Origin of the sequence: Riemerella columbina DSM 16469, assembly GCF_000374405.1 — a bacterium.
Lineage (GTDB): Bacteria > Bacteroidota > Bacteroidia > Flavobacteriales > Weeksellaceae > Riemerella > Riemerella columbina.
Map to the genome: position 1 here is coordinate 247,853 of NZ_KB894217.1, position 14,052 is coordinate 261,904.

The window sequence follows — 14,052 nt, forward strand, 5'->3', positions numbered from 1 at the left end:
CTTTAATATAAAACCTTTGTCAATGAAAAAACTTATGATTCCTATAATCTGCCTACTGGTGGGCTATGGTTATGGGCAAGAAAACAAAAAACCAACTAAAGAAAGGGAAATAGAGTCGGTTACGATTACTAAACGAAAAAAAGCCGTAGAACAAAAGGCCGACCGTACCATTTTTGATTTTTCTGAACAGCCACAACTCAATTCTGGAACAGCGCTAGAGGGAATTAAGAAACTTCCAGGTTTAGTGGCTTCCGATGTGGCAGGTATGCTCTATCAAGGGAAAATGATAGAGGTCTATATGGATGGGCGTCCACTTAATATTTCTAGTAATGAGCTGAATGCTTTTTTAGAAGGAATGCCTGCGAACAGTATTGAGCGAATAGAAATCATTACCCAACCAGGTGCCGAATTTCCTGCAACTTCTGGCGGGGCGATACTGAATATTATTACTTCTAAATCGGCAAGAAATTACCTTACAGCAACTTATTCGGGGAATTATTCTTTTACCAATGAGGAAAAAGTGCGTTCTAGAACCAATAATTCTATTTTACTTAATGCTAAAAATCAGTGGTTTGGCTGGCAACTCAATGCGGGACAAAATTATAGAGAAAGCATGCTGAATGGCAACACCGATAATATTTCCCAAGTATTTACCGACCGTATAGGGCGAGGCTATTTTGTAAAAGGTGCCTTGACTTTTAATATCGGTGAAGACCGTCTATTGCTGAATTACGATTATTATAAAAATAATAATGATGGAGACACGAATAGCTCTGGTAAGGTTTCGGGGTTCCAATATGTAAGAACCGACCATACCGATGCCATTACAGACCGCTCAGATGTTACGGCAACTTATCAAAAAAGATTTAGTGATAGAAGCAAAAAGCTAGAACTAAAATTTAATTTTAATGATAACAAAAGCCAATTCATTCAGCAAAATATATCATTAAACCATATGCTGACCAATGGATTAGCATTAGATAATTTATCTCACTCTAAAATTGCTAATTTTAAAGTAGACTTTTCTCAGCCCATTGCCCTATTAGACGAAGGGAAAATTAGTTTTGGTGGTTTATACGAAAAGTTAAATTTTGACACCGAAAGCAAAGGGATAACCAATTTAGATTACCAAAGACAAACGGCTTCATCTTATGTAGAACTCCAAGCCAAGAAAGGAAAGTTTGATTTTATTTTAGGAACGCGGGCTGAGGATTACGATATCTCAGGGATTACTTACAATACATCAACTAAAAATAATGATGATTTAATTCCATTTAAACAGTTTAAATTTTTTCCCAATGCTAGCGTGCAGTACAATATTGCCCCACAGCTTTATTTTGTGTTAAACTATAATAAGAAAATTAAACTTCCGAGTGTTTCTGCCCTTAACCCCAATAATAATACTTTGGCTACGGGTAATATTTGGACTTCGGGAAATCCTAATTTGCAACCTACGATTTTTGATAATTACGAGGCGAAACTCTCTGCTTTTGACTATGCGTTTATTGGGTATAATGTAGGTGTAGCGAAAAATCAGTTGATACAAAAAGTGACTAGAAAAGGGGATATTATTATTAATAGTCAGGAAAACTTACCAGAGTTTAGATTGCATAATTTTAATGCAGGTGTTCCATTGCCGTTTATGCTTTTAAACAAACCTCTTAGCGAGGTGATGAAAATGAATTTTAATCCTGATAAAATCAACTTTATGTATTTCTACACTGCTTATCAATACCATCAAATTCCAGAGGTAAAGACTAAAGGCTGGTGGATGTTTAATGTGATGACCCAATTGATTTTACCTAAGGACATCAAACTTGTTGCTAATTTAGGCTACCTTACAACCAAAGGAAATTATTATTATTTTGTTCCAGATAAACCATTTTTAAATTCGTTAGATATTACGGTATCCAAGAAATTTATGAATGACCGTTTGAGTGTTTCCCTATTTGCCAATGATGTTTTAAATGGACAAAGAATGCAACTGCGTTCGGTAGCGGATACGCCTAATGTAACGCTCTATAACAAATGGGATAGCCGAAGCTTTGGTATTTCTGTCAATTATAAAATTCCAACGAAAAATAGGTTGGCAAAAGAAACTCCAATTCTCATTAAAGAAGAAAAATCAGACGATAAAGAAATCTTAAAAGGATTGTAAAAATTAAAGGGGTTGTTCAAAAATATGAACAACCCCTTCTTATAAAGCATTGAAAAAATTATTTATTTTCTATTGTAGGTTGTTTTACCTGAGGTAAATATTGGTCAAATTCGCTTTTCTTGATAGGTACCAATTTAGCCCTCCCTACGGCAAACCCCATTGTGTAGTCTAGTCTAATAAAATTTTTACTTGCGGGGAACAAATTGAGTTCCAATATATCTTTATTTTCCGTTGTGGCAATAACCTTAGTGGATTGTGGTTGTGTTTCCCAGCACAGATAACTTGCGTACCCTAGATTACCAATTAGTTTATCATCTTGATATATTTTTGACTTAAGTGCAGCCCCAAAAGCTGATTTTGGTCTTATTACGCAAATCATTGATGAATTTTCACTAATTGAATCACTAGGTGGAGTAAATTTTACATATTGTGATGTGCTAGAGCAAGAAAGACAAAAGCCTAACACGCTAAATAAACTTATGTTTTTTAAATATTTGTTCATTACGATAACAATTAGAATTTATACCCTAATCCAAATTGAAACCCTCTATTATTTGCTGGGACTAGGTTAATATCTGAGATATTGGCTAAGCCTAAATTATATCTTGCATCAACAAATAAACCTTGTGGGAAATTATATTCGGTACCGAAGATTAGTCCAGCGTCTACTGTTTTATACCCATCATCTTTGCTCCAATTAATATCGTCATCATCTCTTGTTTCAGCACTTAATATAAATCCTAAATATCCTCCTGCATTTAATCTTAATCCTTGTACAATTTCGTATTTTAATACTATGGGCATATTAATTTGTTGAATTCTAGATTCCATATCAAAAGTTTTATATGAAGTTATATCACCGTAACTATCATAGCGTGGATACACGATACTTAATTTTCCGCCATTTTGAATATATAATGCTTCTATTTGACCAAATAATTTATCTGAAGCTGCGGACAATGGAAACTCAGATGAAAAACCTACATAAAATCCTGTTCTGCTTGTTGAATTTAAAGTGGCTTTCCCAAAATTCAAATTGGTTTTTACATTTAGGCTAGAGAGATTAACCCCACCCTTAATTCCATAATTTACCTTTTGACCGAAAACGGCTAATGTAGACACTAATGCCAAACTAGTAAGAATTTTTTTCATTTCTTTATTTTTTTAAATTATTTTTTGGCAAAATTAGGATGTATTGGAGCTAATTCTATGGATAATTATTTCTAACAGAAGAAAAAAATTACTAAAACCAAAAAAAAGTTTTAATTTTGAAAAAAAATAAAATATGTTATTAGGCGAAAAGTTAAAACAAGCAAGGTTAAATAAGAATTATTCTCAAGAGTATATGGCTGAGGTTTTGGAAGTTTCTCAAAAAACTTATTCTAATTTTGAGAATAATAAGACCACTCCTAACTTTAGTCAAATTGAGAAAATAGCACAAATACTAGAAGTGAGTGTATTGGATTTTTTATCGCAAGAAAAATTTTCTTTAAACTATCATAAGCCTTCAGGCGGTAATAATGGATATATTATCAATCAGTTACCTGAAAAACTTATAGAGCAATACGAACTTCGTATAAAGAAATTAGAAGAGGAAAATATTTACCTTAAATCCCTTTTAGATAGATTTACAAAATAGAAGTTTATTTTTCACAAGCTTTCCAAATAGCGTCGCGTTGTGGAATGGGCGCTACAATATCCAATGGTTCTTTGCTTACGGGATGGATGAATTGTAGGCGTCTGGCGTGTAGGGAAATGCCTCCATCTGGATTAGAACGCGGTGCACCATACTTTAAATCCCCTTTGATGGGAATACCAATTTTAGACAATTGGGCTCTTATTTGGTGGTGTCTACCCGTTTCCAAATCAATTTCTAATAACTGATAATGGTCTAAAGTTTTGATGACTTGATAGGTTAAAATCGCTTGTTTAGCCCCTTCGGTAACTCTGGGAAATACAATGGCTTTGTTGTTTTTCTCATTTTTTTTAAGGTAATGCACCAAGCGTTGCGATGGGGAAACCATTTCCTTTGGAACTACTGCCCAATAGGTTTTTTGAATTTCCCTATTTTTAATCATTTGTGTTAGCCTAGATAGCGCTTTGGAAGTCTTAGCGTAAATTACCAATCCCGAAGTCGGGCGGTCAATACGATGGACTAAACCTAAATACACATTACCAGGTTTTTGGTCACGAACTTTTATAAAATCTTTTATCAAGTCTAATAATGAAGCATCCCCAGTTTTATCACCTTGCACCAGTTGCCCTGCCTTTTTATTAATGATAAAAAGGTGGTTATCTTCATAAATAATTTGTTCGGTGATATCCATTATGATGAGTTCTTATCGTCTTGGTCTAGCCATGAAAGAAAGTACTACGCCTCCAAGTAATCCTACTGTTTTTATAACGGCAAATGGACTTGCCAAAGGCAGTAAAGCACCTATGATACACAATGCAGAGGATAAAAACATCAGTTTGCGTTTTGTAGGGTCTGGTAAAACCGTTGCCATTAGTATAAAGCTAGCACCAATTAATATATAAAATAGCCTATTAGATAAGAAACTATTAATTTCTGGTGAAAATAGATTAAACCAACCTACGACAATGCAGAATAGTGCAGCGATGGAAATAATACCTTGTAATGTTCTTTTGTCCATATTTTAATAACTTTCGTTTTGATTGGGGAAATTTTGTGTTTTTACATCCTGTACATATTGGGATACCGCCCCAGTAATTTCGGTATATAAATCCAGATAGCGTCTTAGGAATTTCGGGGAAAAATCTTGGTTCATCCCTGTCATATCTTGGTAAACTAATACTTGTCCATCACAATCTACCCCAGCGCCAATCCCAATAGTGGGGATAGAAATACTTTCTGTTACTTTTTTGGCTAATGCCGCAGGGATTTTTTCTAATACCAAGGCGAAGCATCCTAATTCTTCTAAAAGTTTAGCATCTCGGATGAGTTTTTCGGCTTCGGCGTCTTCTTTGGCTCTCACTTTATAAGTGCCGAACTGATATATTGATTGTGGAGTAAGTCCTAGATGTCCCATTACGGGGATACCCGCGTTTACAATTTTTTTTATCGATTTTGCGACTTCTTCGCCTCCTTCTAGTTTTATGGCGTGGGCTTCTGCCTCTTTCATGATTCTAATCGCAGATTCTAAGGCTTTATCGGCATTACTTTGGTAGGTTCCGAAGGGCAAATCTACTACCACCAAGGCACGCTCTACCCCGCGAATTACGGATTGGGCATGGTAAATCATTTGGTCTAGCGTAATGGGGAGTGTGGTTTCAAATCCCGCCATTACATTCGCTGCGGAATCGCCTACCAAAATGGCATCTACGCCACCTGCATCTACCATTTTTGCCGTAGTAAAATCGTATGCCGTTAGCATAGTGATTTTCTCTCTCTGAAACTTCATCAAGCGTAGCGTTTCAGTTGTAATTTTTTTAATTTCGGAATGTTTAGACATGGTAAAAATTAGAGGGTTTTTAATTCAGTAGGGAATTATAAAGATACATGACCGAGTCTTTTCAATTTTTCGTGGTCTAAGATTTTGATATTTCTGCCTTCCACTTCTATAAGGTCATCGTTTTTGAATTCAGAAATCAGCCTTATTGCACTTTCAGTAGCAGTACCGATGAGGTTGGCAATTTCTTCTCTCGTTAATGAAATCCCGATAAAACCTTCTGGGTCTGTACCAATTTTCAGCTCTAGTAACAATAAAATTTCTGCTAAACGCTCCCTAACGGTTTTTTGCGCTAAAATGGTAATGGTATTGGAAGATTCCCCAAGTTCAAATGCAATTTTTTGAAGCATAACAAAGGATAGTTTGGGGTCGGCTTCTAAAATTTGTAGAAAAATATCACAAGGAATGAGTGTTGTTTCAAGTTCGGTCATCGCTTCGGCTCTGGCTTGGAAATTTTCGTCGCAGAATAGAGAACGGTAGCCGATGATATCCCCTTCTTTAATAATTCTAAGGATTTGGTCTTTACCATAGACCCCAGATTTCGATAGTTTGGCAGTTCCTTTGTTGATAAAATAAACGCCTTTCACAGATTCACCATCATCAAAAATCACTTCCCCTTTGCTAAAGGTTAACGATTGTTTAGCCGAGGTATATTTCTCAAAATCTTGCTTGCTGAGGTTCTCAGCAAAATAATGGTCGTTAAAAACTTCTTGAAACTTTTTTTTTATTTCTACTTGTTTCTCAAAAGACATAAAGTGATATTTATCAGCAAAAATACTACTTTTTAATATGTACAACCAAGTTTTTTATCATATTTTTGTAGACTAAACCCAATTCTTGATGCCTGAAACTTGCTTTCACTGTGGACAAAATATAGAGAAAGAGCGTATCGCCTTTGACGATAAAGTGTTTTGCTGTAATGGGTGTAAGTCTGTGTATGAGATTCTTAACCTCAATAATCTCGGTAATTTTTATGAACTAAATAAAAATGCTGGGGTTCGCCCCAATACAGATGGTGCTACCCAATTTGAATATCTAGATACCCCTGAAATTTTTGACAAAGTGGTAGACTTTTCGGAGGGTAACTCTACTTTGGTGACTTTTAAAATCCCAGTGATTCATTGTTCGTCGTGTATTTGGCTGCTTGAAAGTTTAAAGGATATTAATCCTAAAATCCGATATTCTCAGGCTAATTTTACTAAGAAAACTTTACAAATATCTTTTAATCATAAGGAATTAAGGTTAAGTGAGCTGGCACATTTTTTAACCAATTTAGGTTATAAACCCGTTATCAATCTAGAAACAACAGAGAAAAAAGTAGAAGTTACAGATCGGGATTTAATCATAAAGATTTCTATTGCAGGTTTTGCATTTGGAAATGCGATGATGTTCGCGTTGCCAGAGTATTTTTCTTGGATTACTAAGGAAAATGATTATTGGATCAATCAGTTTGCACCGTTTTTTAGGTTTTTAACGCTATTGCTGTCTATTCCTGTGGTGTTTTATTCGGCATCGGATTATTATAAATCGGCGTGGTTTGGTTTAAAACATAAAATCGTCAATATAGATGTCCCGATTGTTTTAGGAATATTAGTATTGTTTGGAAGAAGTGTCTATGAGATTACCATAGATTATGGCCCAGGTTATTTTGATACTTTGTGTGGATTGGTGTTTTTTATGTTATTAGGCAGGTATTTTCAAAAGAGAACCTATACGGCTTTATCTTACGATAGGGATTATAAATCGTTTTATCCCATAGCGGTTACGAAAGTAGATTTTGATGGTGGACAGAGCAATATTTTACTGTCTGAAATTAAAGTAGGGGATAGGATTTTAGTTAGAAATCAAGAATTGATTCCCGTAGACGCTATATTAATTAGTGGGGAGGGTAATATTGATAATAGCTTTATCACAGGGGAATCGGCGAGTATTCCTAAGCAACCGGGGGATAAAATTTATGCTGGGGCAAGGCAGCAAGGGGCGGTATTGGAACTAGAAGTGATAAAAACCGTAGACCAAAGTTATCTTACCCAACTGTGGAACAAAGAAGCCTTTAAGCAAAAAGAAACAGGACTAGATACGCTGACGAATAGTATCAGTAAATATTTTACCTTTATTGTGTTAGGCGTCACTTTAGTGTCAGGGTTGTATTGGGCGCGTATCGATTTTGAAAAAATGTTTCAAGTGATTTCTGCGGTACTGATTGTGGCTTGTCCTTGTGCTTTGGCACTTTCCGCTCCGTTCACTTTTGGGCATATTATGCGTATTTTGGGGCGAAAAAAATTCTATGTAAAAGATACCTTAACTATTGAAAAGTTATCTAAAATCGATACTTTAGTTTTTGATAAAACGGGTACGATTACTTACAGTAAAAAATCGAATATCCATTATGAAGGTCAAGACTTAGGCGATTTTGATTTAAAAAATATTAAATCCTTACTTAAAAATTCTAACCATCCTTTATCCAAAACCCTTTATGAGTTTTTAGAAATAGAAGATGAATATCTACCCATTGAAGCCTTTGAAGAACTGCCGGGTAAAGGCTATACTGCTAAAGTGAGAGGGTATCAATATAAAATAGGTTCGGCGAAATATGTGGGACAAAGTTCTAAAAATTTAGAAACGGCGGTGTCTATTAGTAAAGAAGGGCAGTATTTAGGGAAGTATATTTTTAAAAATGAATATCGAGAAGGTTTATCGAATATGTGCGAGCAATTGTCTTATTACCAAATTCATATATTGAGTGGGGATAATACTTCGGAAGCAGATACTTTAAAGCAGATGATTCCTCAAGTAGCCAATTTGCAGTTTAATCAATCGCCAGAGGATAAATTGAATTATATTCAAGCATTACAATCTAACCATCGTTATGTAGCGATGCTGGGCGATGGACTGAATGATGCAGGGGCATTGAAGCAAAGTAATGTGGGGATTGCGGTATCAGACGATACCAATTCTTTTACCCCATCTTCGGATGTGATTATGGATGGTAAAAATATGAGTCTTATACCGAAGTACCTTTCTATGAGCAAGGGAGCCATGAAGATTGTAAGCCTTACTTTTGTCATCAGTATCCTTTATAATATTGTAGGGTTAGGTTTTGCTGTTACGGGACATTTGTCGCCTTTAGTCGCGGCGATACTGATGCCATTGAGTTCTATCAGTGTGGTGGTTTTTACCTCTCTATCCACTTGGTTGTTAGGTTATAAACTGTTTAAAAAAGTCTAATTTAGATAAAAAGGTCTTATTTAGAAAGGTTATAAATTAACAGTTTTTAACAGTTTCTGATTTAAGTCAGTATTTTTTCCTTAATTTTGAAGACAATTTAATCTTACCTTTGTAGTTCGATGGAGATAATCTATTTAATGGTGATATGCAGTGTTTCACTTGCTGTAATTTTTCTAATAATATTTATTATTGGAACCAAAAGAGGTCAGTTTGAAGACGATGAGTCTCCTGCGGTACGCATTTTGTTGGATGATGAAGTGAAAGAAAAAGATGAAAATAAAGAGAAAAATAATAAAAGTGATTAGTTAATTATGGAAACACAAAAGTTTAGTTATGACAACAACATTGTGCGCGCATTCCTTTATGCAACCATTGTCTTTGGGATAGTGGGTTTTATATTAGGTTTGACGGCAGCACTGATGCTTTTCTATCCAGAATTACCAGAGTTTCTTTTTGGTACGGATGACATGACCATCGCTAGTTTGAGAAGTGGCGACTTGCAAGGACTCATCAATACCCAAGGAGCGTTTGGATTTGGTAGAATTAGAATGTTACACACCAGTGCAGTAATCTTTGCATTCGTGGGTAATGGTATTTTTGCAGGGGTTTACTACTCACTCCAAAGATTGCTTAAAACAAGAATGTATAGCGATACATTGTCTTGGATTAACTTCTGGGGATGGCAAATTATGATTGTAGCAGTAGTAATTACCTTCTTTATGGGGATTAATACTTCTAAAGAATACGCAGAACACGAATGGCCAATTGATATCTTGATTGCTGTGGTGTGGATTGTATTCGGTATTAATATGTTTGGTACTATTGCGAAAAGAAGAGTAAGACACCTTTATGTGGCGATATGGTTCTATATCGGTACTTGGATTGGTATTACATTGCTGCATGTATTTAATAACTTGGAGGTTCCATTAACATTTACAGGTTGGAAATCTTATTCTGCTTATGCAGGGGTAAAAGATGCCTTGGTACAATGGTGGTATGGACACAATGCGGTGGCATTTTTCTTAACAACACCAGTCTTAGGTTTAATGTATTATTACTTGCCAAAAGCAGCAGATAGACCTGTATTCTCATATAAATTATCGATTATCCACTTCTGGTCATTGATATTTGTATACATTTGGGCAGGGCCTCACCACTTACAATATACTTCATTACCAGCTTGGGCTCAGGCATTAGGAACAGGGTTCTCTATTGCTTTGATTGCACCATCTTGGGGTGGTATGTTGAATGGTCTTCTTACCTTAAGAGGTTCATGGGACAAAGTAAGAGAAAATCCTATTCTTAAATTCTTTGTAGTGGCTGTAACTTGTTATGGTATGGCAACTTTTGAAGGGCCACTATTAGCGACTAAGACTTTAAATAAAATTGGTCACTATACAGACTGGGTAATTGGTCACGTACATGTTGGAGCTTTAGGATGGAATGGATTTATTGCATTTGGTATGATTTATTATTTAGTGCCTATCATGTGGAGAACTAAATTGTGGTCTGTGAAAATGGCTAACTGGCACTTCTGGTTAGGAACATTAGGTATAATTTTCTACGCTGTACCTATGTATATCTCAGGATTTACACAAGGTTTGATGTGGAAACAGTTTAATCCAGATGGAACACTAGTATATAAAAACTGGCTAGATACTGTTGTAGCAATTGTTCCTTATTATAAGATGAGATTTGTGGGAGGTTTATTCTACTTATCTGGTGCTATACTAATGGTTATCAATGTGGTAGCCACTGTAAGAAAAGGGTCTTTCCAAAAAGAAGTACCTGCAGAAGCACCCGCATTACCTAGAATTAGTGATAAAAGAAAATCAGACGAGCCAGTTCACCTTTGGATCGAAAGAATGCCAACTTATTTATCAGTATTAGCATTTATCGTATTAGCTATTGGTGGGGCTGTGGAGATTATTCCTACACTTACCGTAAAAGATAATGTGCCGACTATATCTTCGGTTACGCCATACTCACCATTAGAATTAGAAGGTAGAGATATCTATATTAGAGAAGGTTGTAACGCTTGTCACTCTCAGATGATTCGTCCATTCCGCGATGAAGTTGTTCGATTCAATGGTAAAAATGGTCAGTACTCTAAAGCAGGTGAGTTCGTCTATGACAGACCATTCTTGTGGGGTTCTAAAAGAACTGGGCCAGATTTACAGAGAGAGGGTGGTAAAAACCCAGATTCTTGGCACTTTAAGCATATGCTAAACCCTAGAGAAACTTCAGCAGGGTCTATTATGCCAAGATACCCATGGTTAATAGCCAATACATTAGATCGCTCTCAATCTAAAGCTAAAATTGAGCTAATGAAAGATGTATTTGATATGCCATATCAACAAGCACAGTTAGACACGATTGATGTTTGGATGGATAATCAAGCGAAAGGAATTGTAAGTAGAATCTATTCTGAAGCTCCCGATGTGAAGAAGGCGTTTGCAGAAAGACAGGCAACTGAAGGTGCTGACTTTGTACCACTAGAGAAAAGAGAAATCGTTGCTGTGATTGCTTACTTACAAAAACTGGGTACAGATATCAAGACGGTAGAAGTTAAAACAGCAAGTACTAACTAAAATTTAATAATCATCTAAAGAAGTATTCATGATACCTCAAAATTTCAAAGATATTTTATCTAACTCAGAAGGGACAGGGTTTTATCAAACATTAGCGTTGTTATTATTCATTGTGTTCTTTGGGTTGTTAGTTTACTTTGTGATGAGTAAACCGAAGAAATATTATGATGAGGAAGCGAGTGCTCCTTTAGATGATGATCATGAAGAAGATAAGTTCTAAAATTAATAGATTATGAAACAGAGAACGCCAGTATATGTCAACATATTAGTAATTCTTACAATATTATTTATTGTATTTTATATGTTTGTACAAAATGCCTCATTCTTTACCTCGCCTTATTTCTGGGGTACTGTGGTGATAAGTGTCATCCTTGCGATGATACATGGGGCCATCGGAGATTTAATTGAAAACCAAAAGTTTTTAAAACTTTCGGAAGAAGAGAAACAAGCCTATTTGGCTGAAAAGGAAATTCCTTACTGGAAAAGATTATGGGATAGTGCTTTCAAGAAGCAAGATGTTGCAGAAGAGAAAGATATCCTTATCGACCATGGTTTTGATGGAATTATGGAGTTGGATAACCAGTTACCTAAGTGGTGGCTTGGATTATTCTACTTAGGTTTTGCTTATTTATTTATTTATTTATTTGCATTTTCATTTACAGATTTTGCACACCCAGATAAAGAATATGAAATAGAACATAAAGAGCAAATTGCAAGTATTGAACAATGGATGAAGGAAACACCACCGCCAACTATAGACAATGCTGAATATTCTGCGGATAATATTGCAGAAGGTGAGCAAATCTTTAAAACCAACTGTGTGTCTTGTCACGGTGATGGTGGTAAAGGTGGTATTGGTCCAAATTTAACCGATGACCATTGGATTAACCATACAGAGAAAACTTTATTTAAAGAAGTATTTCATATGGTGGAAAATGGTTCACCTAATAACCCTGCGATGCAGGCTTGGGGTAAAAATGGTCTCTTAACAGGCTTTGATATTGAAAAAGTAGCGGCTTATGTATACCATATCAACCAAGAACAAGCACCAATTACACCTGCCCAAGGTGGTGCTACGCCTCAAGGGGATAAAGTAGATTGGGAAAAATAATTTGATATTTTAAATCCGTTTAGGATTAAAAATAAATTCTAAAAAAAATGGCTGATAATAAAACTACAGGTGCTGTAATAGAAGCTACAACTTTCCGAGATTCCGTAGGAACAATGGATAATACGGGGAAAAGAAAGTGGGTTTATCCAAAAAAACCAGGGGGTAAGTATACCAATTACAGAAACTTAGTCACTGTTTTCTTATTAGCCGTTTTTTTTATTTTACCTTTTGTTAAGATTAATGGTAATCCTTTTCTGTTAATCAATATTTTGGATAGAGAGTTTTATATTCTAGGACAACCGTTCTATCCTCAGGACTTTTTTATCTTGGCGCTAGGTGCCATTACTTCCATCGTTTTCATTATTGTTTTTACCGTAGTTTTTGGTAGAATATTCTGCGGATGGATTTGTCCTCAAACTATTTTTATGGAAGGCGTATTCCGTAAAATAGAATATTGGATTGAAGGAGATAGAAACAAACAAATCAAGCTAGACAAACAACCATGGAATGGGGAGAAGATTAGAAAAAGACTACTCAAGTGGTCTATCTATGTAGTCATTTCTATGTTGGTGACTCACTTTATGTTTATGTATATTGTGGGTAAGGATGAAGTCCTCCGCATTATGCAGGCGGGGCCTGTAGAATATCCTACTAATTTTCTAGTGATGATTCTTTTTACAGGGGCATTTTATTTTGTGTTTGCGTGGTTTAGAGAGCAGGTATGTACCCTAGTTTGTCCTTATGGTAGATTACAAGGGGTATTGATTGATAAGCAAACCATTAATGTCTATTACGATTTTAAACGAGGAGAAAATCGTTCCAAATGGAGAAAAAATGAAGATCGTGCAGCACTCGGTAAAGGTGATTGTATCGACTGTAATCAGTGTGTGGTGGTATGTCCTACAGGGATAGATATTAGAGATGGGCAACAATTAGAATGTATCAATTGTACGGCTTGTATTGATGCTTGTAATGAAGTGATGGAAAAAGTAGGTTTGCCTAAAGGTTTAATCCGATATGCTACCGAAGACGAAATAGAACAAGGTAGAAAATTCAAGTTTACCACGAGAATGAAAGCCTATACTTTTGTTTTGATTGCACTAGTATCATTCCTAGGCTTTATCACTTATAGTAGAGGCGATTTGGAAGCTAAATTCATTAGACCTGCGGGAAGTAGTTACTTTATGAATGGCAATGAAATTACCAATACCTTTAATTATACCTTACTAAATAAATCCAATACGGATAAGGTTGTGACCTTTAAGGTAATAGAGCCAGAGCAAGGAAAAGTTACCTTTAGTGATGGTGAAAAAATTAAACTTAAAAGGGATAAAATGTCCAAAGGAACGGTCAATATCAGTTTTCCAAAATCCGTGATTAAAAGCTCTAAGCAGAAATTAACTATTGGAGTGTATAACGAAAAAGGTGAATTGGTAACCACTTACGATACTTATTTCCAAGGTGAGTTCAAGATGCAGTTTTAGCCAGTATTCC

Annotated in this window: 14 protein-coding genes; 8 read left to right on the forward strand and 6 right to left on the reverse strand. The window is 35.6% G+C overall.

Annotation, left to right across the window (positions count from 1 at the left end; all coding sequences use genetic code 11):
• The first annotated feature begins 22 nt into the window (after positions 1-22).
• Positions 23-2,158 carry a TonB-dependent receptor domain-containing protein gene (locus C237_RS0101220; RefSeq protein WP_018674665.1) on the forward strand — a complete coding sequence of 712 codons (2,136 nt, stop codon included), beginning with the start codon at positions 23-25 and terminating at the stop codon, positions 2,156-2,158.
• A 58-nt stretch (positions 2,159-2,216) separates the two neighbouring features.
• Here C237_RS0101220 and C237_RS12610 read toward each other — a convergent pair whose 3' ends face one another.
• Both C237_RS12610 and C237_RS13785 read right to left on the reverse strand, forming a co-directional pair.
• A complete protein-coding gene (locus C237_RS12610) occupies positions 2,217-2,660 on the reverse strand; it encodes a DUF2846 domain-containing protein (protein WP_026315417.1) in 444 nt (147 codons plus the stop codon).
• An 11-nt stretch (positions 2,661-2,671) separates the two neighbouring features.
• Entirely contained in the window at positions 2,672-3,310 is a 639-nt protein-coding gene (locus C237_RS13785; RefSeq protein WP_018674667.1) for a porin family protein, read from the reverse strand.
• Positions 3,311-3,443: 133 nt separating this feature from the next.
• Between C237_RS13785 and C237_RS0101235 the strand changes: the two genes are divergently transcribed.
• Positions 3,444-3,797, forward strand: coding sequence for a helix-turn-helix domain-containing protein (locus tag C237_RS0101235; protein WP_018674668.1), 354 nt, complete (start codon positions 3,444-3,446; stop codon positions 3,795-3,797).
• 4 nt (positions 3,798-3,801) lie between these two features.
• On the opposite strand, the gene C237_RS0101240 is transcribed toward C237_RS0101235, so the two are convergent.
• The 4 genes from C237_RS0101240 to C237_RS0101255 are packed head-to-tail and all read right to left on the reverse strand — an operon-like array spanning position 3,802 to position 6,380.
• Entirely contained in the window at positions 3,802-4,485 is a 684-nt protein-coding gene (locus C237_RS0101240; RefSeq protein ID WP_018674669.1) for an RluA family pseudouridine synthase, read from the reverse strand.
• 12 nt (positions 4,486-4,497) lie between these two features.
• Entirely contained in the window at positions 4,498-4,812 is a 315-nt protein-coding gene (locus tag C237_RS14120) for a hypothetical protein (protein ID WP_083917612.1), read from the reverse strand.
• A 3-nt stretch (positions 4,813-4,815) separates the two neighbouring features.
• Positions 4,816-5,631, reverse strand: coding sequence for a 3-methyl-2-oxobutanoate hydroxymethyltransferase (gene panB, locus C237_RS0101250; RefSeq protein ID WP_018674671.1), 816 nt, complete (start codon positions 5,629-5,631; stop codon positions 4,816-4,818).
• A gap of 35 nt (positions 5,632-5,666) precedes the next feature.
• Positions 5,667-6,380, reverse strand: a complete 714-nt coding sequence (locus C237_RS0101255) for a Crp/Fnr family transcriptional regulator (RefSeq protein WP_018674672.1) — start codon at positions 6,378-6,380, stop codon at positions 5,667-5,669.
• An 88-nt stretch (positions 6,381-6,468) separates the two neighbouring features.
• On the opposite strand from C237_RS0101255, the gene C237_RS0101260 reads away from it, so the two are divergent.
• The 6 genes from C237_RS0101260 to ccoG all read left to right on the forward strand — a co-directional run bounded on the left by C237_RS0101260 (position 6,469) and on the right by ccoG (position 14,042).
• Positions 6,469-8,856: a heavy metal translocating P-type ATPase gene (locus C237_RS0101260; protein WP_018674673.1), complete on the forward strand. Its 2,388-nt coding sequence runs from the start codon at positions 6,469-6,471 to the stop codon at positions 8,854-8,856.
• Between the two features lie 119 nt (positions 8,857-8,975).
• The gene (gene ccoS / locus C237_RS0101265) at positions 8,976-9,161 is read left to right on the forward strand and encodes a cbb3-type cytochrome oxidase assembly protein CcoS (RefSeq protein ID WP_033398497.1); all 186 of its coding nucleotides are present in this window, start codon (positions 8,976-8,978) and stop codon (positions 9,159-9,161) included.
• A 6-nt stretch (positions 9,162-9,167) separates the two neighbouring features.
• Positions 9,168-11,447 carry a cytochrome-c oxidase, cbb3-type subunit I gene (gene ccoN, locus C237_RS0101270; protein ID WP_018674675.1) on the forward strand — a complete coding sequence of 760 codons (2,280 nt, stop codon included), beginning with the start codon at positions 9,168-9,170 and terminating at the stop codon, positions 11,445-11,447.
• Positions 11,448-11,475: 28 nt separating this feature from the next.
• A complete protein-coding gene (locus C237_RS0101275; RefSeq protein WP_018674676.1) occupies positions 11,476-11,667 on the forward strand; it encodes a cbb3-type cytochrome oxidase subunit 3 in 192 nt (63 codons plus the stop codon).
• 12 nt (positions 11,668-11,679) lie between these two features.
• On the forward strand, positions 11,680-12,558 hold the full coding sequence (locus C237_RS0101280) for a c-type cytochrome (RefSeq protein WP_026315419.1): 879 nt from the start codon (positions 11,680-11,682) through the stop codon (positions 12,556-12,558).
• Positions 12,559-12,605: 47 nt separating this feature from the next.
• On the forward strand, positions 12,606-14,042 hold the full coding sequence (gene ccoG / locus C237_RS0101285; RefSeq protein WP_018674678.1) for a cytochrome c oxidase accessory protein CcoG: 1,437 nt from the start codon (positions 12,606-12,608) through the stop codon (positions 14,040-14,042).
• Positions 14,043-14,052: the final 10 nt, after the last annotated feature.